The organism is Solibacillus sp. FSL W7-1436 (assembly GCF_038007305.1).
In the GTDB taxonomy this organism is placed as follows: domain Bacteria; phylum Bacillota; class Bacilli; order Bacillales_A; family Planococcaceae; genus Solibacillus.
The window spans coordinates 1443109-1465761 of record NZ_JBBOWV010000001.1 but is presented as its reverse complement, the minus strand read 5'-3'; the positions used below and the strand labels follow the sequence as shown (position 1 = coordinate 1465761).

General features: G+C 38.1%; 27 protein-coding genes. 1 reads left to right on the top strand and 26 read right to left on the bottom strand.

Features of this window, described 5'->3' with window-relative positions:
* Positions 1–29: 29 nt before the first annotated feature.
* From MKX73_RS07355 to metG, 17 genes are all read right to left on the bottom strand, one after another.
* On the bottom strand, positions 30–257 hold the full coding sequence (locus tag MKX73_RS07355; protein WP_079523129.1) for an anti-sigma-F factor Fin family protein: 228 nt from the start codon (positions 255–257) through the stop codon (positions 30–32).
* Positions 258–316: 59 nt separating this feature from the next.
* A complete protein-coding gene (gene pth, locus MKX73_RS07350) occupies positions 317–880 on the bottom strand; it encodes an aminoacyl-tRNA hydrolase (RefSeq protein ID WP_340716890.1) in 564 nt (187 codons plus the stop codon).
* A 72-nt stretch (positions 881–952) separates the two neighbouring features.
* On the bottom strand, positions 953–2164 hold the full coding sequence (locus MKX73_RS07345; RefSeq protein WP_340716889.1) for an MFS transporter: 1212 nt from the start codon (positions 2162–2164) through the stop codon (positions 953–955).
* 127 nt (positions 2165–2291) lie between these two features.
* A complete protein-coding gene (locus tag MKX73_RS07340; RefSeq protein WP_340716888.1) occupies positions 2292–2945 on the bottom strand; it encodes a 50S ribosomal protein L25/general stress protein Ctc in 654 nt (217 codons plus the stop codon).
* Positions 2946–3328: 383 nt separating this feature from the next.
* Positions 3329–4288, bottom strand: coding sequence for a ribose-phosphate diphosphokinase (locus MKX73_RS07335; protein ID WP_079523132.1), 960 nt, complete (start codon positions 4286–4288; stop codon positions 3329–3331).
* Between the two features lie 26 nt (positions 4289–4314).
* Positions 4315–5685, bottom strand: coding sequence for a bifunctional UDP-N-acetylglucosamine diphosphorylase/glucosamine-1-phosphate N-acetyltransferase GlmU (gene glmU / locus MKX73_RS07330; RefSeq protein WP_340716887.1), 1371 nt, complete (start codon positions 5683–5685; stop codon positions 4315–4317).
* A gap of 283 nt (positions 5686–5968) precedes the next feature.
* Entirely contained in the window at positions 5969–6268 is a 300-nt protein-coding gene (spoVG, locus tag MKX73_RS07325; protein ID WP_340716886.1) for a septation regulator SpoVG, read from the bottom strand.
* A 309-nt stretch (positions 6269–6577) separates the two neighbouring features.
* On the bottom strand, positions 6578–6952 hold the full coding sequence (locus tag MKX73_RS07320; protein WP_340716885.1) for a RidA family protein: 375 nt from the start codon (positions 6950–6952) through the stop codon (positions 6578–6580).
* Position 6953: 1 nt separating this feature from the next.
* The gene (gene purR / locus MKX73_RS07315) at positions 6954–7781 is read right to left on the bottom strand and encodes a pur operon repressor (RefSeq protein ID WP_079523135.1); all 828 of its coding nucleotides are present in this window, start codon (positions 7779–7781) and stop codon (positions 6954–6956) included.
* 71 nt (positions 7782–7852) lie between these two features.
* Entirely contained in the window at positions 7853–8719 is an 867-nt protein-coding gene (gene ispE / locus MKX73_RS07310; RefSeq protein ID WP_340716884.1) for a 4-(cytidine 5'-diphospho)-2-C-methyl-D-erythritol kinase, read from the bottom strand.
* A gap of 254 nt (positions 8720–8973) precedes the next feature.
* Entirely contained in the window at positions 8974–9162 is a 189-nt protein-coding gene (locus MKX73_RS07305) for a small, acid-soluble spore protein, alpha/beta type (protein WP_008408295.1), read from the bottom strand.
* Between the two features lie 107 nt (positions 9163–9269).
* Positions 9270–9527 (bottom strand): biofilm formation stimulator Veg, encoded by a 258-nt coding sequence (veg, locus tag MKX73_RS07300; protein WP_008408296.1) that lies wholly within the window; start codon positions 9525–9527, stop codon positions 9270–9272.
* 139 nt (positions 9528–9666) lie between these two features.
* Positions 9667–10554: a 16S rRNA (adenine(1518)-N(6)/adenine(1519)-N(6))-dimethyltransferase RsmA gene (gene rsmA, locus MKX73_RS07295; RefSeq protein WP_340716883.1), complete on the bottom strand. Its 888-nt coding sequence runs from the start codon at positions 10552–10554 to the stop codon at positions 9667–9669.
* Positions 10547–11110, bottom strand: coding sequence for a ribonuclease M5 (gene rnmV / locus MKX73_RS07290; protein WP_039967429.1), 564 nt, complete (start codon positions 11108–11110; stop codon positions 10547–10549). Before rnmV ends, rsmA begins: the two co-directional genes overlap by 8 nt.
* A 516-nt stretch (positions 11111–11626) precedes the next feature.
* Positions 11627–12829, bottom strand: a complete 1203-nt coding sequence (locus MKX73_RS07285) for a ubiquitin-like domain-containing protein (RefSeq protein ID WP_340716882.1) — start codon at positions 12827–12829, stop codon at positions 11627–11629.
* Between the two features lie 213 nt (positions 12830–13042).
* On the bottom strand, positions 13043–13816 hold the full coding sequence (locus MKX73_RS07280) for a TatD family hydrolase (RefSeq protein WP_340716881.1): 774 nt from the start codon (positions 13814–13816) through the stop codon (positions 13043–13045).
* 252 nt (positions 13817–14068) lie between these two features.
* Positions 14069–16030 carry a methionine--tRNA ligase gene (gene metG, locus MKX73_RS07275; protein ID WP_340716880.1) on the bottom strand — a complete coding sequence of 654 codons (1962 nt, stop codon included), beginning with the start codon at positions 16028–16030 and terminating at the stop codon, positions 14069–14071.
* A 343-nt stretch (positions 16031–16373) separates the two neighbouring features.
* On the opposite strand from metG, the gene MKX73_RS07270 reads away from it, so the two are divergent.
* Positions 16374–16652, top strand: a complete 279-nt coding sequence (locus tag MKX73_RS07270) for an AbrB/MazE/SpoVT family DNA-binding domain-containing protein (RefSeq protein WP_008408305.1) — start codon at positions 16374–16376, stop codon at positions 16650–16652.
* Between the two features lie 115 nt (positions 16653–16767).
* Here MKX73_RS07270 and rsmI read toward each other — a convergent pair whose 3' ends face one another.
* From rsmI to tmk, 9 genes are all read right to left on the bottom strand, one after another.
* Positions 16768–17637 (bottom strand): 16S rRNA (cytidine(1402)-2'-O)-methyltransferase, encoded by an 870-nt coding sequence (gene rsmI, locus MKX73_RS07265; RefSeq protein WP_340716879.1) that lies wholly within the window; start codon positions 17635–17637, stop codon positions 16768–16770.
* Entirely contained in the window at positions 17618–17896 is a 279-nt protein-coding gene (locus MKX73_RS07260; protein ID WP_340716878.1) for a GIY-YIG nuclease family protein, read from the bottom strand. Before MKX73_RS07260 ends, rsmI begins: the two co-directional genes overlap by 20 nt.
* Positions 17880–18629, bottom strand: coding sequence for a tRNA1(Val) (adenine(37)-N6)-methyltransferase (locus MKX73_RS07255; protein ID WP_340716877.1), 750 nt, complete (start codon positions 18627–18629; stop codon positions 17880–17882). The genes MKX73_RS07260 and MKX73_RS07255 overlap by 17 nt, the downstream gene beginning before the upstream one ends.
* Positions 18630–18717: 88 nt before the next feature.
* The gene (yabA, locus tag MKX73_RS07250) at positions 18718–19080 is read right to left on the bottom strand and encodes a DNA replication initiation control protein YabA (protein WP_339174646.1); all 363 of its coding nucleotides are present in this window, start codon (positions 19078–19080) and stop codon (positions 18718–18720) included.
* A 24-nt stretch (positions 19081–19104) separates the two neighbouring features.
* Entirely contained in the window at positions 19105–19920 is an 816-nt protein-coding gene (locus MKX73_RS07245) for a PSP1 domain-containing protein (protein WP_340716876.1), read from the bottom strand.
* Entirely contained in the window at positions 19913–20935 is a 1023-nt protein-coding gene (gene holB, locus MKX73_RS07240; protein WP_445783307.1) for a DNA polymerase III subunit delta', read from the bottom strand. The genes MKX73_RS07245 and holB overlap by 8 nt, the downstream gene beginning before the upstream one ends.
* 105 nt (positions 20936–21040) lie before the next feature.
* Positions 21041–21481 carry a YaaR family protein gene (locus tag MKX73_RS07235; RefSeq protein WP_340716874.1) on the bottom strand — a complete coding sequence of 147 codons (441 nt, stop codon included), beginning with the start codon at positions 21479–21481 and terminating at the stop codon, positions 21041–21043.
* Positions 21482–21616: 135 nt separating this feature from the next.
* Positions 21617–21946 carry a cyclic-di-AMP receptor gene (locus MKX73_RS07230; protein ID WP_079523149.1) on the bottom strand — a complete coding sequence of 110 codons (330 nt, stop codon included), beginning with the start codon at positions 21944–21946 and terminating at the stop codon, positions 21617–21619.
* A 69-nt stretch (positions 21947–22015) separates the two neighbouring features.
* On the bottom strand, positions 22016–22645 hold the full coding sequence (gene tmk, locus MKX73_RS07225; protein ID WP_340716873.1) for a dTMP kinase: 630 nt from the start codon (positions 22643–22645) through the stop codon (positions 22016–22018).
* Between the last annotated feature and the right edge of the window lie 8 nt (positions 22646–22653).

Genomic DNA, 22653 nt, shown 5'->3' with positions numbered 1-22653 from the left:
GCGCAGTTTATGCGACCAAAGCAACTCCTCTACTGTAACCATCTTTTTAACGCATAGTAATCGGGAAACTGACGCAATGAATCTTCACAATGCTCACAAATGCTGTAAACGGTCGTTTCTCCCCGCTCATTTTTTTTTATGAATTCATCAATTTCACCTATTTCAAACAGATGAAGCTTTTGAACCGTTTCTTCTGCATCGAAAGGCAAAGTACCAATCTCTACCTCACAATGTCTGCAGCGGTAGCGTACAGGCATCTCCCATGGCCTCCTTTAAACACTTATGTATATTAAAGTCTAACCATTATTTGATTAATTTATGCGCCGTTAAATTTGTTCATCACTTCTAAAAACGGCTTTGTTAAAGCTGTTTCCACAGCATCACAGCTCTTTTCCACAGCTTCTTTTACAATCGGCTGATCATCTTTTGAAAATTTGGCCAATACGTAATCTGCAACTTTCATACCTGCCGGCGGACGACTTACTCCGACACGGATCCGGTTAAATTCCTGTGTCCCCAAGTGCTGAATTAACGACTTAATCCCGTTATGTCCCCCGGCACTTCCTTTGCCGCGTAATCTTAACTTACCCGTTTCCAGATCTAAATCATCATAAATAACAATAATATCTTCAATTTCTATATCAAAATAATCCATTAGAGGTCTAACACATTCTCCTGATAAGTTCATATATGTTAGAGGCTTCAATAAAATGACTTTTCCTTCAGGACGATGAACCGTTGCATACATACCATTAAATTTAGTTTGATTTAATGGTGCATTCCATCGATCGGCTAATTCATCAATCACATCAAAGCCTATATTATGGCGTGTATGTTCATATGGTTTTCCCGGATTTCCTAAACCAATAATTAATTTCACTAGTAATCGCATCCTTTTTCTCTGATCGCCTTTATTTTATCATATATACTCCTGAAAAGTATGTATCGTCCTCTAGTATTGGACCAATGATTTCTCACGCATTTTCCTTACAAGGAAGAGTACTAAAAAGCCTACCGCTGCAAAAAAGCGAACTGCTGTCGATAAATACATCGCTGTTTCCATCGAGTACGTTTCGAGCAGCCAAATCCCGACTTGCGGGGAAGAAAACGCGATGACTGCCAGCAGCACATTATAAGTTGTTATACAGTATGTACGGACTTCCTGCGGTGAATTTTCCAGCAATAAATTAAATAATATTAAAACCGTTCCTGAAACAAACAGGCCCGAAAGAAAGGACATCGCAACTAAATAATAAAGGTTAGTCGATAAAACCATGAGTAATGGGGCTGTCGACATACCAAAAGCAACCCAGACAAAAACACTCATATTGCCGTATTTTTGCGACCATTTACGCCAAAGTGAAAATGAAAAAATTTGGGCAATCATATTTGCAACATTGAACATACTAATCCAAAAGATTGTCGCTTCTGCATAGCGTACATTATAAATATTAAAAATACCCCATGCCATTTGCCAGCCAAAGTTAAAAACAAGCGCAACAATTAAAAACAAGACATATTTATTGTTTTTAAAAATCGACCAATCCATTGCACGTTTCTTTTCTATATTCAGTTCACGCGCCGGTTCATCATGCTTTAATAGAAAATACAATTCCACAACCCCGACAGCAAACGTAAACATGAATAGTATTTGATAAGCCACCCGGTTGGCGGTCATGTCTTTCATAACAATGCCGATCGTTAATGTAACAAATAGGCCAACAACTGTCAGCAGGCGATTGCGGTCACTGAAAAACTGAGCTCGACGCGTGTCCTCAATAATATTGCCGATAAAAGATTGCCAGCCCATATTCGCCATCGTATTCGGCACACTCATTGCAGCAATCAGGCCAAGCAGCAACCATGATCCAAAACTTCCTGGTACATAACTGATAAAGGCAATGAGCAGAAAAACAAAGCGTGCTGCCAGGATTGAAAAAGCAACAAGCCTTTTTTGTTCGAATGCACGATTCAGTAAAATGGCAGCCGGCAACGTCATAAGTAATGTAATTAGCGGTGGCAAGGAACTGATCAACCCGACCTGATAGTTTGTCGCACCAAGAATCGTCATTGCAAAAATTGGAATATAGCTGTTTGAAGTATTTTGTGCAACAGCAGATGCCATCCCGTGGTAAATGCTCATTTTTTCATTATGTGTTCTCATAAAGACCTCTAATTATTCTTAATATTTACTCATCTCCTTATTATTATACTGATTTTCCTTCGGATGTCGAAGTATTTTTTAGCCATTAAAAAACCGCTCTATATAATAGAGCGGCCTGTCCAATTTCTTAATCTTCTCTACCTGGTTTTTCAGGCGATAATTTTTCTCCCGTTGCATCAAGGTCGTCGGCTGTTACATTTTCTGCATTTGCATCAACATCTTCAACTGGCGCTGCTGGCGGTGTTACCGTTGCTAATGTATAGTCATCATTATCTACAATCGTAAACGCTGTAAACTGATCACGGACATCACTCACAGATAACGATTCACCAACTGCTAATTCGGATACATCGATTTCAATTGAGTCTGGAATTTCGCTTGGATTCACTTTAATTTTCAATGTATGGTTAGGTTGAGTAATTACTCCACCTTCTTTTACACCAACTGAAGTTCCGGTAAATGCGATTGGAACATCCACTTCAAGTTCTTCTTTCATATTGATAGCAAGGAAGTCAACGTGCTTCACATGTCCTTTTAGTGCATCACGCTGGATATCAGTAAGTACTGCATTTACTCTTTTCCCGCCTACTTCAATTTTAAACACGCTTGTTGAACCATATGTTTGAACTGCTTTAGCAGTGTCTCTATAGTCCAACGTAATTGGCGTTGTTTCAGTTTCATAGCCATACAGCACAGCTGCCAGTTGGCCTTCATTTCTAAGTTGGGTTAATATCGAACGTTTCCCAGTTTCCCGCTTTGTTGCTTGTAATACTGTAGTCATATTCCATCGTCCCCCTTAAATAATTATACAAAGATAAATTTACCCTATCTTTGTCCACTCTAAACATAATCAATTGTCAGATTTTTTGCAAATATTTGCCTATAAAAATACTAGGATATAAAAAAACGAGGCCGGGACATAACCCAAAAACACTATTTTTCTCTCAGAGAAAAATAGTGTTTTTTTGCTGAACGTTAAAATTGATTTCCATTCCGGGACGCTTTCCGCGGGCGTGGCCTGAGCCTGTAGTCTCAGGCGTCACGCTATTCCCGCAGGAGTCGCCCTGCATTCCAATCAATTTTTCAAATATCCGTTTTTTAATAATGTCTTTCCTCTTATTTAACGGTTATTCTACTTATGTCCCGGCCCCGTTTTGCAATCGATTAGTCGAATAATGTACTAACAGATTTGTTTTCATAAATACGAGAGATTGCATCTGCCATTAATTTAGCAACTGATAATTGCTGAATTTTTGGAGAAAGTTTTTCTTCAGATAATTGAATTGTGTTTGTTACAACTAATTCCTTAATCGGAGAATTTTCAATACGCTCAATTGCTGGACCTGATAATACTGGGTGTGAACAACATGCGTAAACTTCTTTAGCACCGCTCTTAATTAATGCCTCTGCACCAATCGTAATCGTACCTGCTGTATCGATAATATCATCGATTAAAATACATACTTTACCATCTACATTACCAACAATATTCATTACTTCCGCTACGTTTGGTTTTGGACGGCGCTTATCAATAATTGCAATCGGAGCTTTTAAACGCTCTGCCAATTTACGCGCACGAGTTACACCACCATGGTCCGGAGAAACAATAACCAATTCCTCTTCATTGAATCCTTTTGTTCCGAAATGTTCAGCAAGTAGTGGTACAGCCACTAAATGGTCGATTAAAATATCAAAGAAACCTTGAATTTGAGGTGCATGTAAATCCAATACGATTACACGAGTTGCACCGGCAGTTTCAAGTAAGTTTGCTACTAATTTAGCAGTGATTGGTTCACGCGCTTTTGCTTTACGGTCTTGACGTGCATAGCCATAGTAAGGCATAACAACGTTTACTGTACGAGCAGATGCACGTTTAACAGCATCAATCATAATTAAAAGTTCCATTAAATGCTCATTTACAGGCGCAGAAGTAGATTGAACGATAAATACATCCATTCCTCGAATACTTTCTTCAATGCTAATTTGGACTTCTCCATCACTGAAGTGTTTAACGGATGATTTTCCTAGTTCTAGACCCATTTCATCGGCAATCTCTTTGGCAAGGGGATTGTTGGAATTTAATGAGAAGATTTTTAATTTTGAGTCAGCGTATTGATACGGCATGATGGCCTCCTGTATTTTAGTTAATTTTATTTTGAATTTAATTTACTCATATAGCCTAATTTGTTTTCCTGACGAGCACGTGCAATTGCCAATGCATCTTCCGGTACTTCTTTAGTAATTGTCGATCCTGCAGCAATGAAAGAACCTTTTTTCAATGTTACCGGAGCAACTAAGTTCGAATTACATCCAATGAATACATCGTCTTCAATAGTTGTTTTAAATTTGTTTTTACCGTCATAGTTTACAGTGATTGAACCGCAGCCAATATTTACGTTACTGCCGACTTCTGCATCGCCAATATAGCTTAAATGTGACACTTTCGTATCATCACCTAACGTACTCTTCTTCACTTCAACGAAATTACCGATTTTCACATGGTTTCCTAATGAAGATTCAGGACGTAAATGTGCAAACGGACCTACTGCTGTTTCGCTGCCGACTTGGCTGTTTAGCACGACTGAACTATGAATCGTAGTCGCATTACCAATTTGACTGTCCACAATATGACTATTCGGGCCAATTTTACAATCTTCGCCAATAACCGTTTTTCCTTCAATGATCACTCCAGGTAAAAGAACCGTATCACTTCCGATTACTGCGTCTGCACTAATATGTGTAGAATTCGGATTAATAATCGTTACACCATTGCGCATATGACGTTCGTTAATACGTGCACGCATAAGCTCTTCTGCCTGAGACAGAGCAAAGCGGTCATTTACGCCAAGCGTTTCATCAAAGTTTTCTGTTACATAAGCTGCAACTGTTTCACCTTGCTTTTGTAAAATTTCAATAACATCCGGTAAATAGAATTCACCTTGTGCATTTTCATTTTTTACGAGCTTAAGTGCTTCAAACAACGCTTCATTATCGAAGCAGTATGTGCCGGTATTAATCTCTTTTACAAGCTGCTGTTCAGACGTAGCATCTTTTTGTTCAACAATTTGCGACACTTGTCCATGTTCGTCACGTAAAATACGACCATAGCCAGTCGGGTCTTCTGTAACCGCTGTCAAAATAGTTGCTTTTGCATTTTGAGATGCATGCTGATCAAGCAGTGCCTGCATTGTTTCAGGGCGAATTAAAGGAGTATCACCGCATACGACAAGTGTAGTTCCGCTAAGTCCGCTTAAAATCGGCTCAGCTTGCTGAACTGCATGCGCTGTACCTAGTTGTTCTTCTTGTAAAACATACTCACTCTTGTTTCCAAGGGTTTCTTTAACCAGCTCCGCGCCATGTCCTACAACAGAAACTACACGCTCGACATTTAATGAGCCGATATGATCGATTACATGTTCCACCATAGGCTTTCCGCATACTGGGTGAAGCACTTTATATAATTTGGACTTCATTCGTGTACCTTGACCAGCCGCCAGTACGACCGCAAAAATATTTGTCATATTACGAGTCCTCCAATTTAGCTCATTTTCTCTTATGACTATAAAGCAATTTCATAATCTTTTCAAGGTATTCAGACTTGACAAATGTTTGAATTTAAAATATCTATAATAGTTTGACACAATTTCTTTTGTGTACTAATTCAGCAAAAATTTACGTTAAAAAGTAAATAATCAGTATATTATCGTCCTAATTGTTATTTTTCCGTTTCTGTTATAGAACATTTCTGCGTATAAAATAATTCACAAAAAAAGAGCCCCCTCATATGAGTGACCCTAGTTAATATTAAACATTCACTTCTTCAAGCTCCAAAGTTTCCTCTACATTTTCCTCAGCAGATGCATGGAAAGCTTCCAAAACGATTTCCTGGATTTTATTGCGCGTATTTGAATTAATCGGATGCGCAATATCGCGGAATTCGCCATCTGGTGTTCTTTTGCTAGGCATTGCTACAAATAAACCAGTATTTCCATCAATTACACGAATATCATGGATGACAAATTCATCATCTAGTGTAATTGAGGCAATTGCACGCATACGGCCTTCTGTTTGAACACGTCGTAGTCTTACGTCAGTTACTTCCATTATTTATACCCCCTGTAGTTTGATGTGTTGTTTTTAGTATTCGGGATGAAAGATGCTTTTCCTTCTATTCATCCAGTAAATTTCTAAAAATACATCATTTATCAATAGAATACAATATAATGTAATTTTTTTCTATCTACAATTTTTATAATTATTAAAATAAACTAAATATTCTACTTATTTACGAGATTTTTCTTAATAAATGCTATAAATAGAGTCACAATATTTTTTTAGTAAAAAAAACCACGTCCTTTCTAAAATTAGAAAGTCGTGGTTTTAAGGTAAATTAAAATATAAACAAAGAAATTATTATTTTACTAATGCAATGACTTCAATTTCAACTTTTACATCTTTTGGTAAACGCGCAACTTCTACTGCAGAACGTGCTGGCTTGTGCTCACCAAAGTGACTTGCATACACTTCATTCATTATAGCGAAATCATTCATATCTTTCATAAATACTGTTGTTTTAACAACTTGGTTTAAAGAAGAACCGGCTGCTGCTAAAACAGCTTTTAAGTTTTCGAATACTTGGTTCGTCTGTGCTTCAATATCGCCTTCTACAAGTTCCCCTGAAGCTGTCAGTGGAATTTGGCCTGAAGAATAAAACATGTTATTTACTACAATACCTTGTGCATATGGTCCGATTGCTGCTGGTGCATTTGTTGTTGAAACAGTTTTCATTTTAATTTCTCTCCTTTTGAAAAAAATTACCTTCACTTAATGCAATTGTGCGATCTTTCTCATTTACTTCCTGTAGTTTTACTAAAGAATAGTAGTCATCTACTAATGTAACATCCGCATGCTGTGCTTCTACTAATACAGCAATACCTGCCAACTCACATTCGAATTCTTCCAGTAAGTTCTTCATACCATTCATCGTGCCTCCGACTTTCATAAAATCATCGGTAATTAATACACGCTGGCCGCTTTTCATACTGCGTTTTGATAAAACCATCGTTTGAATACGACGAGAAGATCCTGATACATAATTAATACTCACTGTCGAACCTTCAGTCACTTTGCTGTCACGACGTACAACAACTACCGGAACATTTAAATGTCTGGCAATCGCATGTGCAATTGAAATCCCCTTTGTCGCTACTGTCATAATGACATCAATTTGACGATCTGCAAACACGCTCGCAAATACTTTACCTACACGATTCATTAATTCCGGATTCCCTAAAAGATCCGTCATAAATAAATAGCCACCAGGTAAAAGTCGATCGGATTGACTAAGTTCTCCCATAAATTCCCCAATTATATCACGAACTTCTTGTTCCGCCATTTTAGGGATATATTTAACACCGCCTGCTGCACCAGGTACGGTAATTAAAAGCCCAATTCCTTTTTCTTCGAATGTTTCCTTTACAATTGTTAAATCTTCACTGATCGAAGACTTCGCAGAACTGTAAAGCTCAGAAAAATAAGTTAGCGGGATCAACTGATGTGGATGCTCAAGTAGATAATAAGTCATATCTACAAGGCGTTCACTGCGCTTCCATTTCATGCGACCCTCTCCTAAACATTAATTATTAAAATACGAATATTTAATAGTCAAATTACCATAATTATACGTATTTATGCAAGTGGATTTCGTTCCCCTAACATACGTACTACATAAACTTCCTCACAAAAACCACGTAATCCATTATAAATTCGGCTGACACGTGCTTCATTTTCCACCAGCCCGAAAACTGTCGGACCGCTGCCGCTCATTAGTACCGCGTCGGCACCAAAACGCTGCATCTGTTCTTTAATTGTTATAACTTCCGGATGAAGCTTAAATGTTACAGTTTCCAAAACATTTCCAAGTGAATTGCACATTAGCTCATAATCATCCGTCTCAATCGCTTTAATCATTTCTTTCGTGTTTGGATGTTGTAAACCTTCAATATTTAGTCCGCCATATACATCCGCTGTCGATACGCCAATTTTCGGCTTGGCTAAAACGACCCAGCAAGTTGGAGGTGCAGATAGTTCTTTAATCTTTTCTCCGCGCCCTGTTGCCAAAGCTGTACCGCCATATACACAGAATGATACGTCAGAACCGATTTTCGCTCCATGCACCGCAAGCTCGTCCAACGTTAAATTCAGATCCCAAAGCTCATTTAAACCGCGCAATGTAGCCGCTGCATCGCTGCTTCCACCCGCCAGACCCGCAGCTATGGGGATTTGCTTCTCAATTGAAATTGTTACGCCTTCTTTAATACCGTATGTATTTTTCAAAAGCTCTGCTGCCTGGTAAGCAAAATTCCGCTGATCATCCGGAACAAAATTATCTGTCGAAACAATTTTAATTTGGCCGTCTGCTCGTGATTCCAGTCCAATTCGATCGGCCAGGTCGACCGTTGTCATAATCATTTCCACTTCATGATATTGATCCGGACGTTTATAAAGCACATCAAGTGTTAAGTTAATTTTTGCGGGTGCTTTTACGTATAACATTGAAAACTCCTCCTACTGTATAAGGCACGCATAATATGTAATACGCGATTAAAATTCTATTGCCCCTATTTTACCATACGAAAGCCTTGTATTATGCACGAAAACATTCACTTTTCTTTGCAAATTATCGTTAACAAATACATGCGGGACAATTCAGTAGCGAGACAATCCAAGTATAAGGTAAATGACTTTCCTGCAATCAAAATAACACCACCGTAAGCGAGAACCTACGATGGTGCCATCTTTGTGTCAACTTATTTTTGGTTGTTCTGCGATTGTTTAGCCAAGTTTTCCTGAGCCATTTCAACCGCACGTCTTACCATGTTTCCTGCATCACGGGCTTTAATTCCGCCCCAACCCTCACGTTGAACTACGTCGTAAAATCCAAGTTCTTTTGCAATCTCTTCCTTTAGACGACTCGACATGATTTTTTGTCTTGCCATGCAAAAAACCTCCTTTTCGTTGACGCTTTTAGCATGTGCAAAAAAGAAAAAAACACTCACTTTTAATGAGCGCTTTTTTAAAAATATTAAAATAAGTACTAGAAAAACTATTTGATGGTAGCTACAGCATCATCTAAAAAAGTAATCTCTACTGCTTCGGTAAGTATATCTGTGTAACTGTAAGATACGCGCTTGCACGCATTATCTTCCTGCTTTAGTTCAATAACGAACACTGCATGGTAAGTGTCACTCAAGACGCCTTCGCATTCAATTGTTTTCTTGCGACCACCATTTGCTTTTAATTGCAAACGTTTACCCAAATGACTATCCAATGATTTTTTAATGTCTGCTAACGTTTTTGGCATTTTTGCATACACCTCACTATAAAATAGTGTACCATGATGTAGTTAAAATGTCAATAAAATATAATATTTTATCACCGTGATTCAAAGTCGTCAACTTTTTTCTTAAGATTTCTTAAAATTTTTTAACGGTAAATTCAATTTATTGTCGTACACAAAAGTGAGGATATAGGCAATCCGCTAATTTGCCGAACTCTTGAATTGACAATGTTTCGCCACGACGTGACGGCTCAATTCCGGCTTCGTCCAACGCTTGAAGGATAAGCTCTTTATTTTGCTTTCCATTTACAAGCCCGTTTTGTAAATTATTTAAAATTGTTTTGCGGCGCTGTGCAAAAGAGGCGCGTGATACTTCAAATAGGAAGTCCTCATCAATTACTTTCACCGGAGGGTTTTCATGTCTGATCAGGCGAATTACCGCCGAATCTACATTTGGCTGTGGCATGAATACCGTTTTCGGTACAACCATCGCTATTTCCGCTGTTACATAATACTGAATCGCAATTGATAAAGAGCCATATGCTTTCGTACCCGGTTTTGCGGTAATACGGTCTGCTACTTCCTTCTGCATCATCACGACATAACCGCGAATTGGCAAACGATCATTTAAAAGCTTCATTAAGATCGGTGTTGTTACATAGTAAGGTAAGTTAGCCACAACCATAATATCTTCTATTCCTGGCATCTCTTCTTCAATCACTTTTGCAACATCCGCTTTTAAAATATCCGAATGGACAATCTTTACATTGTCATAAGGGCTCAGTGTATCCTCCAGCACAGGTAAAAGGCGCTGATCGATTTCAAAAGATACAACCTTTTTTGCCTCGCGCGCCAAATGTTCCGTCAAGGCGCCTATTCCAGGTCCAACTTCAATCGCACCACTATTTTCCGTTAAATTAGCGTGACTGACAATATTACGTAAAATATTCGGGTCGATTAAAAAGTTTTGCCCTAAACTCTTTTTAAATGAAAATCCGTATTTTTCTAAAATTTCTTTTGTACGTACCGGTGTAGCAATATCTTTATGCATGCGTATCCTCCTGATCTAATTGCGAAATTGCCTCTGCAAACTGCTCGATTGTTATTTGAAACATCATTAATCGTTTATGAAGCTGTTTACCATTTGTCATCCCTATATTTAAAATTTCACCTAACTGGTCCCTGCGTTTTTTTGATTGCGGGTGTCCTATCAGTTTAGCTGTCATTAAATCTTCCAGTGTAATTTTTTCTTCGATTTGTGAATCCGCCAATGTATAAACATTGCTTAATGCTTCACGGATATCCTCATCGTTTGCGTGTTCAATCCCTAAACCTTTGCCGTTTTTGGCGATTGTTTTCGCCTTTGCTAAAAACGCATGCTTCACACCTGGTATCCGCTCTTCAATAATCGCGCGAATACGGCGGCCAGGATAATCAGGGTCCGTAAATACAATGACGCCTCTCTTTTTCTGGGCATGTGCAATACGGCGCAGTACTTCATCTGAGATAGCAGAACCGTTTGTTTCAATAGTATCTGCTCCTGTCGCACGCTTAATCGCTGTTGTATCATCTTTTCCTTCAACAACAATAATCTCTTGTATATCCAAGAAACGTTCCTCATTTCTAACTTAGTCTTTCGCTATTTTACCATAGATTGCACTTTGTTACCGCTGTGCTAACTTCAAGAACAAAAGTGCTCAAGCGCCCGTTTAGCTCCGACAGACATTGGAGGTCCCTCGTGCAAAAGTAAACGCTTCACCATTTTTGCACGAGGGACCTAATGGTGCGTGGAGCTAGCGCTTTAGCCTAGACGGGGACAAAACTTTCTTACAAAGTTATACCCAATGCTAAAATCTATATTTCCTTCACAATGAAAAAAGCTCCCTCGCCATCAGTCAAAAAGCGAGAAAGCCATATACATTTTGGATTGTTGATTTATATAATACAACTGAATAAACAATTATACCCTGGCATAATTGCAATCAGATTTTTTCTTCACGAAATGCGGGTCGGTCAGCCTTTGTCACACGATGTATGTTTATAGGCTGATTTCATTTTTCCTTTAGCGAATCGATAGCTTCTTACAGGTTCATCCACATTCCGATTACGCATGGAAATAACATTTAGTTCAGTACTTTAATACGTACTTTTTTACGCCCCCAGTTTTTTGCTTTGGACGTTGTCGGTACTAAAACATCGATTTTTTTACCTTTTATCGCACCGCCTGTATCGGCAGCTACAGCATTTCCGTAGCCTTCAACCCATACTTTTGTTCCTAATGGAATTACTTTAGGGTCAACTGCAATGACCTTCATATCCGGATTTGCGCGCAGGTTAAGACCTGCTGCCGAAATACCCGAGCAGCCTGCACAATTTGGTGTGTATGCTGTTGCAGTTACGTAGAACTCTTTCCCTGAGCTTTTTGGTTCACTAGATCGGGAAACATTAGCAGTGACAACTTTTGTCCCTACAGATACAACTTTTGCCTTTGGTTCTTTAATTACTTTTTCAGAAGCAAGCTTTTTCGAAACGACTTTACCATTCTCTTTAACGATAGAGTATGTACGCTCTACTTTACCTTTTTTACCTTCTGAAACAACCTTTTCTTTGCCCTTTAATAAAGAAGAATCATTTTTCTTTTCAATTGCGAAATCTACTGATTCTTCCACTACATCGGTAACCTTTTCTACGCGAACAACTGCGATTTTATCATTTGGAGTGATAACTTCCTCCAAACCTTTCTCGACACGATCCGATTCACCTAATTGAACCTCTTGTTGTTTTAAAAAGTTAGCGACCGTAGTCGAAGTGGACCATACTTGTCTCTCTTTTTTGCCATCGACAAGCGTTAACTGAAACGCTTTTTGAATATCGATTTTGTTATCGGCTCCTACTTCTGTATCTAAGCTTTGCGATACAAGATCATGCTCTGTTACTTCAATATTTGCTTCTTCCAAAATGTTCTTCACTACATTTTCAGTTGTCCAAACTTTAGACTGATTTCCATCAACTGAAATTACTACTTCTTTTGCCTGTTCCCATTCTATTGACATTCCACTATCAATACTGGTACTCAGTGAGGGTGATACTTTATCATATTTTGTATAATCTATATTTTGAGCTGTAAGTAGCTCATCAACCGTAGTTGCGTGTGTATAAATTTTTGTGGTCTCTCCGTCAGCTGTTAACATAACGGGAGTTTTTGTTCCATGGTATAGAACAAATGCAATTACAGATACAAACAGGACTACTGAAAGAATTCGGACCCCTGTTTGCTTACTCCTCAATGATCCTAAGAACTGGCTTTTCATGGATTGATTTGACATGAAAATAACGCCTCCTTAATACAAAGTTGGATTATACGTACTAGTTTTCCTACTGTCAATAAAAAAGAATTTATCAAAAATTGGGCATTTTGTCTGAACTCGTACTGCAACTAGTATTGGAGGCGACTTATCATCCTGAAGCTTTTTCACTTTGAAAAACAATCCAAACGTAAAAATCCTTAATGGATTTCTATCGTTATTTTGAAGTTTTCATCATTGAATTTTAAAAAAGCGTTTTGCATTTTCCGTTGTTTTATTAGCTACTTCTTCCACAGGCAATTCCTTCAGGCGAGCAATCTCTTCTGCCACCAATGTAACGAATGCCGGTTCATTTCGTTTTCCTCGAAATGGATGTGGTGCTAAATACGGCGCATCTGTTTCTATAAGCAAATGCTCCAGCGGAATTTCTGCCGCGACTTCTTTTGGCTGACGTGCATTTTTAAATGTTACCGGTCCTCCAAGACTAATCATGAAATTCATGTTTATGCACTCGCGAGCTGTTTCAACACTACCGCCGAAACAATGCATAATCCCGCCTACAGCAGCCGCATCTTCTTCTTTTAAAATCTGAACGACATCTCCTGTTGCATCGCGATTATGAATAATAATTGGTAATTCGAGTTTTTTTGCTAATTGTATCTGCTTACGGAACCAATACTTTTGAATATCTTTCGGGGATTTATCCCAGTAATAATCCAATCCAGTCTCACCGATTCCGACAACTTTAGGGTGCTGTGCAAGCTGTTCGATCCAGTTTAAAAACTCATCTGTACAATCAACTGCATCTACAGGGTGCCAACCGATTACTGCGTAAATAAAATCATAATCCTCTATCAGTTGCATCGCGCGCTCTATCGTTTTTTTGTCAAAGCCGATGACAACCATCTTTTCAACGTTGGCTTCAATAGCACGGTCAATTACTTCCTGTAAATCTTCATCATACTGATCTGCGTTTAAATGGACATGTGTATCTATAAATGTGCTCATATTCATTTCTCCTATCGTGTATTGTACTCATAGATCATATTTCTTAGTTTTCAGTATTATTACATATAGGTTACAAAATACATTTTAATTATTGTGTAAGCGGTAAAAATTGGGATGGTAAGTCCCAAAAAACCACTCAACATCCTTTTTAAACCATATATAAATTATATTTGAATAGTTTTATTTTTTTATTGTTGGTAAAATAATGAAAAAGTCTGCTGAACTTTTACGGTCCAACAGACTCTTTTCAATTTACTTCACTTGTGCACCATTGGCTAATTTCGGGTCAACAGTAGCCAGCGTTAAAATTCCATCATGTGAGCCTGCTAAAATCATCCCTTGAGATAATTCGCCGCGTAATGTAACAGGTTTTAAATTGGCCACGACTACTACCTTTTTACCGATAAGTTCTTCCGGTTTGTAATGCTCGGCAATACCTGATACAACTTGACGTTGTTCATAACCTAAATCAACCTGCAGCTTTAATAATTTCTTGGCTTTTGCTACTGGTTCACATGCCAATACTGTTGCAACACGCAAATCTACTTTCATGAAATCATCAATTGTAATTTCTTCTGTATCCGGTGCTTCTACTGTTGTCGTTTCTTCTTCCTGTATTGTTTTTACAGAGCTTTGCATTTGTTCACGAATGTAAGCTACTTCCACTTCTGTATCAAGACGCGGGAAGATCGGTGTTCCTTTTTCAGCAACTTTTATGTTTTTCGGAATAACATTACCGAATGTTTCAATTGTGTCCCATTGTAATGATTTTTCATCAAGACCTAATTGTTCAATAATTTGTTTTGGGGCATTTGTCATGAATGGCTGAATCATAACTGCAATATGACGTAAGCTTTCTGCCAAATTGTTCATAACAGCAGCAAGTTTATTTTTGTCGGATTCCTCTTTCGCCAATACCCAAGGAGAAGTTTCATCAATATATTTATTCGTACGTGAAACTAAAGACCATAATTCAGAAAGTACGACACTAAACTGCATTTTTTCCATACTTTCTTCATATCTAACACGTACATTCTCAGCATGTTCTTTTAATGCTGCATCAAATTGTGTCGCTTCCAAGTTTTCAGTAGGAATTACCCCATCGAAATACTTGTTCATCATGGAAACTGTTCTGTTTAAAAGGTTTCCTAAATCGTTTGCCAAATCGAAGTTTGTACGCTCGACGAATGATTCAGGTGAAAATACGCCATCTTGACCAAATGGCAGTTCACGCAATAGGAAATAACGTGTTGCATCCAAACCGTATCGCTCGATTAACATTTCGGGATACACAACATTACCTTTAGATTTCGACATTTTTCCATCTTTCATCATTATGAAACCGTGTGCAAAAATTTTCTTTGGTAATGGTAAGTCCAACGCCATTAAGAAAATCGGCCAATAAATTGTATGGAAACGAACAATATCTTTCCCTACTACATGGACATCTGCCGGCCAATATTTATTGAATAACTCTTCATTATCGGAACCGTATCCTAAAGAAGTAATATAATTCGATAATGCATCTACCCATACATAAATAACATGTTTCGGATTCCCTGGTACTTTTATTCCCCAGTCAAATGATGTACGGGAAACAGATAAATCTTCCAGACCCGGTTTAATGAAGTTATTAATCATTTCATTTTTGCGAGATTCCGGCTCGATAAACTCTAAATTATTTTCATAATAAGCAAGCAGTCGGTCCGAATATTTCTTCATATTAAAGAAATATGACTCTTCCTTTACTTTTTGCACATCTCGCCCACAATCCGGGCACTTTCCATCGACTAATTGCGTCTCAGTATAATAAGACTCACAAGGTACACAATAAAGTCCTTCATACTCGCCTTTGTAAATGTCACCGTTGTCCAAGAATTTCTGGAAAATTTTCTCTACAGAATCTTTATGACGCGATTCAGTGGTTTGAATAAAGTCATTATAGGAAATATCCATAGTATTCCATAATTTCTTGGCACCTTCAGCAATTTCATTTACATAATCTTGCGGATGCATATTAGCTTCCTGGGCTTTTTCCTGAATTTTTTGTCCGTGCTCATCCATGCCTGTTAAAAAGCGGACATCAAATCCTTTTAGACGCTTATATCGCGCTATTGCATCAGATGCAACCGTCGTATATGCAGTACCGATATGGAACTTTCCACTCGGGTAATAAATTGGGGTTGTTATATAGAATGTTTGTTGTTCACTCACGAAAGTGCCTCCATTTGTTTGTTAAGTATAAGTCTTATTCTAACGAAGTACGAAAATTGTTTCAATGAAAGTTTATTGGATTTCATCTTTGTCGAATAATCTAAACTAAATATTGGTAATTGATTAAATCTTTCCGACTATTCGAAATATTCAATGGTAAGTTTTTTTTATAATTTCCTTAAAAAGTACAAATATGACAAAAAAGTTTCTTAAATGAAGGAAATATGAATGCTAAATTATTGACGTTTATGGTATTAGTTGGTATGATTTTAACTAGATCAAGATGAATGTCGAATTTTGACGAATTTAAAATAATTTTTTTTATATAGGAGGAAATATTAATATGAAATCAACAGGTATTGTACGTAAAGTAGACGAATTAGGACGTGTAGTTATTCCAATCGAATTACGCCGTACATTAGGTATTGCTGAGAAAGACGCTTTAGAAATTTATGTGGATGACGACAAAATCATCTTAAAAAAATATATGCCTAACATGACATGTGCAGTAACTGGTGAAGTTTCTGATGAAAACATGCGTTTAGTAGGCGGTAAATTAATCTTATCTTCAGAAGGTGCAGAAGCATTAATGAAGGAAATTCAAGAAAACTTAAAAAAATAATACCACTTACTTAAGCAACTGAAGCGGTTACGCGTTCACTAAATTAAGTAATACAAAGTATTATTTTACCAAATATAAAAAGCGTTGAAAAGTATGTTGACTTTTCAACGCTTTTTTACTGATGGTATGCCTGATAAACATCACGTTTTGGCAAATTGCGTAATTTGGCCACTTCTTTAATGGCTTCTTTTGAAGATAATTGAGTTTCTTCTATTATATAAGTAACATGTTCTTCCAGTGACATTGACGTCCAATAAGCTTCTTCTTCTTCGATCTCACCCGAGGTATTGCCTTCCAGCACGATACAGAACTCACCGCGAATTTCATTTTCATTTGCCCAAACAATCGCTTCTTCTATAGTACCTCGCAAAAACTCTTCAAATTTCTTCGTTAATTCCCTTGCCAGTGTAATTTTACGGTCACCTAATACGAGCTGCAAGTCTTTTAATGTTTCCTTCAGACGATGTGGCGCTTCATAAAAGATCAGTGTTTCATCCCGTTTCGACAATTTTTCCAACTGTTCTCTGCGTTCCTTTTTATTTCGTTTTAAAAATCCGAAGAAATAAAACGGCTGTGGAGATAGACCGGATGCAATCAAAGCGGTTAAAGCGGCATTGGCTCCAGGGATTGGTACGACAGCAAATCCTTCTGCAATTGCTTTTACGACAATATCTGCTCCAGGATCCGAAATACAAGGTAAACCTGCATCACTTACTAATGCGATGGACTTCCCTTCTTGTAAATAGCCAAGCAATTTCTCCCCGCCTACTTCAATATTATGTTCATGATAACTAATGAGCGGTGTTTGAATATCGAAATAATTACATAGCTTTTTCGTATTGCGCGTATCTTCTGCAGCAATAATATCGACTTCTTTTAAAATACGCAGTGCACGCATCGTCATGTCTTCCAAATTGCCAATTGGTGTCGCTACTAAGTAGAGGCAACTTCCTTGTTCGTGCTGGCTACTTTTTTGTGAGTTCATCTGTAGCACTCCTTATATAGTTTATTTTTTGGGGACGTTTTAATTGTTTAAATGCATATTCAGCGGACATTGCCTGCTGCTTTGTTTCAAATGTTTCATAATAAATGCACGTTACCGGTCCGCGTGCTCTTGTATATTTTGCCCCTTTACCTGCATTATGTGCTGCAATTCGCTTCTCTAAATTGTTCGTATAGCCTGCATATAATGATGCATCACTGCACTCTAACACATAAAAGTAATGTTTAGTTTCCTTCTCCATATAAAAGTGCCCTCACTTCTGCCGTATATTCATTATTATCCTCATATACGTATAAGGGCGGCAATACTTTCAAATCCGGTTTGCCGTCTTTAATTGCTTCAATCAATAATGTATTCGCTTCTTTCCCGCGTTTCGGATAGACAAACTGAATACGCTTTGGTTCCAGCCGATTTGCCCGCATCGCACTTACAATATCCAAAAGTCTGCCTGGTCTGTGTACAAAAGCCGCCTTTCCGCCCTGTTTTAATAGACGGCTTGTTGCTTCAACTGCTTCATCAAGCGTTAAATAAAGCTCATGTCTGGCAATCGCATAATGTTCACTCGTATTTTTTTCACTTAATTCATGTGCCAAAAAATAAGGAGGGTTACATGTGACAACATCATATTTTTCAATACCAAGTAATCCAGGTGCATCTTTCACATCTCCAAGCTGCATGTCGATCTGTTGTGCCAAGTTATTGTATGCAATACTGCGCGTTGCCATATCATGCAACCGCGGCTGCAATTCCACACCTGTAATCTTTGCATTTGTCCGCGCACTCAAAAATAGCGGGATTACCCCATTGCCTGAACATAGATCAATAATATGTCCTTTGTTTTTCGGAACTTGTACAAATCGCGCAAGTAATACTGCATCCAATGAGAACGAAAAGACGGACGGGCTTTGAATAATCCGTAAATCTTCCGCCAGTAAATAATCTAATCGCTCATCATCCTTCAACCATTGTTCCACTATTAAATCCTCCACTTAACTGCTATTTTAATCAGTCTTTTCTAAACAAAAGACTGATATCTACTTTAGCAGATTCAGCCTTTTGTTTTTAACCATTTTGTTTATTTAAAAATGATAGACAGAACAAACAATCTTCACCTTTACGTGAGCTTCCAAAATGTACGTGACATACGTGGAAGCCTTCATTATAAAGCCTTGCTAAATTATCGTACCCTTCACCAATATCTACTGGTTCTTTTTTCAGCTCTTCTACTACTCGTTTACTTGCAGTTGCTTCATTCGCTAATAGTTCTTCTAAGCGCGTACGTAGGTGAAGGTTTTCTGTTTGAAGCGTCTGATGCTCCTCCATCATATGCGCAACAAATTGCTTAAGTGCGCTAAATTGCTGTTGCATTGATTCAAGCTGTTGTTCGAACTCCATAACAGTATCCAAAAAATTACGGTCCTTCACTCAAGCCACCCCATTAATTTCTATCTATATCAGATTTTTCTCATAATGCATAAGCTCTTCAAGCGTATATTCAACCATACGCTCCTGCTTCGTCAAATATACTTGAATGAGTCGCTCTAATACATTTAATCCGACGACTTTGCCTTCGCCTTCTGGTGTCATTGATAAATCACCGATGTCCGGCATACCTTCTTTTGCAATTTCATAATCATCATTTTCGTATTTTAGACAACACATCAAACGTCCGCATAATCCGGAGATTTTTGTTGGATTCAGCGATAAATTCTGGTCCTTTGCCATTTTAATCGACACAGGCTCAAAATCACCTAAAAATGTCGAACAGCAAAGCATTCTTCCACATGGACCAATTCCGCCAAGCAGTTTCGCTTCATCGCGAACACCAATTTGACGCAGCTCGATACGCGTACGGAATACACTAGCTAAATCCTTAACTAATTCCCGGAAATCTACACGTCCTTCTGCTGTAAAATAAAAAATAATTTTATTGCGATCAAATGTATATTCAACGTCAACGAGCTTCATATCCAGCGAATGCTCAACAATTTTCGTATTCGCTAACTCAAAGGCACGTTTTGACTCAATAGTATTTTCTTCTACCTGGAAACGGTCACGTTCATCTGCTGGACGAACTACTTGTTTTAATGGTAAAACAACGTCATTCTCCCCGACTTGTCGCATTGGTACAACGACTTTGCCATATTCAATTCCCCGCGCAGTTTCTACAATTACATATTCGCCAACTTCCAAAATATAAGCGGCTGGATCAAAATAATATATTTTACCCGCTTTTTTAAAGCGAACTCCGACTACATTATACAAATGTATACCCCTCCTGAAGATTCAGCATAAGCTGTTCCATCAATAACGTACGATTCATATTACGATTTAAATTTGTGCGGGCCTGCAAAATAGACTGCATTTGGCGTGACAGCTTTTCATATGTCAATACGAGTGCCATTTCATTAAATCGTTGATACATATCAGGATACGTGCACTTTGCTTGCTGATTCGCTTTAATCGCTACAATATCACGGTACGCAAAAAGCAGCAAATCCAGTGCTAGCTCCATATCTTCTTTTTCTTTGAAGAGTGGAAGCCATTCTTCATGAATATATAATAATGCTTCATGAACATTTTGATGAACAATCTCTACTAATTTTAACACTGTTTTTCGTGCAAGTACAAATTGCTCATCATTTGCAAGTGCAATAGCTGTTTCAAGATCGTTTGTCACCATGCTTGTTGTCGATGCCATTGAATTTGTAATACCCTGTTCCACCAGCTGATCCATCAGCATAGTACGAGGTGCTTTAGCAAATTTAATATGCTGACAACGAGAACGAATCGTCGGAATGATAGATTGGATTTGCTCGGTTAATAAAATCGCCACGACCTGTCCGTCCGGTTCTTCCAAAAACTTTAAAAGCATATTAGCAGAAGCAATATTTAATTTATCTGCATGATGAAGCACATAAATTTTTTTCCCTTCCTCTACACCTGTCATCTTCATTTCAGCAACTAAATCTCTTATTTGATCAATTTTTATAAATTGTCCATCAGGTTCTACTTGCCAAATATTCGGATGATTTCCCGAATCAACTCGTCTGCAATTTCGACATGTTTCACATGGAACATTTTCTGACAAATTTCCGCAAAGAAGAAGTTTCATAAAAAAAGAGACGACATCTCGTTTACCCGTACCTTTTTCACCTTCGAATATATAGGCATGTGCTAAACGATTTTTATCTACAATTGTTTGCAGTTGCTTCATCACTACAGGTTGCAGTTTCGTAAGCTCTTCAATAGTTCGTGTCAATTCCCTCACCTTTTTCATTTCCTGCTTCTATTTATTTGAATGCCCCTATGTACAATTCAAACAATATATTTTCTGCTTGGAAAAATGCCCGTGTCTAGTGCTCAACAAAGACACGGGCATTTTTTACATATACAGATTTATTAAAAGTCCCTTAATCTCGCCAATTTTCGCCAATAGCTCAATAGACTCTTTTTCTTCATTTAAAATATCTTCTGCCAATTCGACAAGACGTTCATCAATTGTTTCGACAATTTTTAAACGGCGTCCTTCTCCAAAACGGTTCCATGTATGTGATTGCTTCGTCTCAAGCCCATAATCTACTGTTTCTTGTAGAAAACGTTTCACAAGCATTTTAAAGCGTGCTAATTCACGTAGATTCCGCGATCGTGCTACTCGGTCTCCCGCTGTAGAAATATCACCCATTAATCTTGTGAGCTGCTCTGACTGCATTTTCGACTCTTGCTTTACAATCATGTCACCAAAGCGATTTCCGTTTTGATTTGTCGGACGCAAATCATTGCGATTCGCATTCAAATTTGTGCGGAGATCTTGATTAATCTTCATTTACCATTCTCCTCCAAAAAATAACGCCCCACTATACTTACTACCGAACTCGGTTTTATACGCTCAATAATATTTACTGCACGAATTTACCAATACCGAATGGGGCTTCAATTTCTTTCAGACTGCTGAAAGAAATTAAAAATGATGGAATTGTTCGATTGGTAATACAAATACAATCGCTCCTCCAACTTCAACTTCAACAGGGTACGGGATGTATGAATCTGCGTTACCCCCCATTGGAGATACAGGAGCAACCATTTGCTCACGTGATCGGCAGTTTTCACGAATAATATCTAATAGCTTTGGAATTAAAGAATCATCCGTACCTATTAAAAATGTTGTATTCCCCGATCGTAAAAACCCACCTGTACTCGCTAATTTTGTCGCACGATAGTTGTTTTTTGTTAATGCATTCGATAAGCGGTTGCTATCTTGATCTTGCACTACTGCTACTACTAACTTCATCCGTACTCACCCCTTCATTGAATTGGTTCCTCTATTATATCATAAATAAAAGGTACACTTCATTTACTTTTACCCTAATAGCGGATTTAAAATCCCCCATACTTCTTCGATTACCATTTCGATAGGCTGGTCGGCGTTCACTATTTTGTAGCGCTCAGGATATCGTCTCATCGCTTCCTCGTATCCTTCATATACCTTTTTATGAAATGCCAATCCTTCAGCATCCAATCGGTTAATTTCATCGCTGCGCGTCGCATGAATACGTGCTAATCCCTTTTCAGGTGCAATATTGAAGAAAATTGTTACATCCGGAAGTCGCTTTCCTATCGCAAATTCATTAATGGCAAGTACATCATCGACTCCGATTTCCCGTGCATAGCCCTGATATGCCAATGACGAGTCAATAAACCGATCGCATAATACATGCTTTCCTTTTTCCAATGCAGGCACAATTTTTTCATAGAAATGCTGTGCCCGTGCTGCAGCATATAATAATGCCTCTGTCCGCTCATGCATTTCTGTATGTGCGGGGTCTAAAATAACCGCCCGGATTTTTTCGGCGATTTCGATTCCGCCGGGTTCACGTGTCAGTAATGCTTCAATACGCTTTTCTTTTAAACGCTCCCCGATTGCTTTTAATACACTCGTTTTTCCGGCACCTTCCCCGCCTTCAAACGTAATAAATAAATTCCTTTGCATTTTTATAT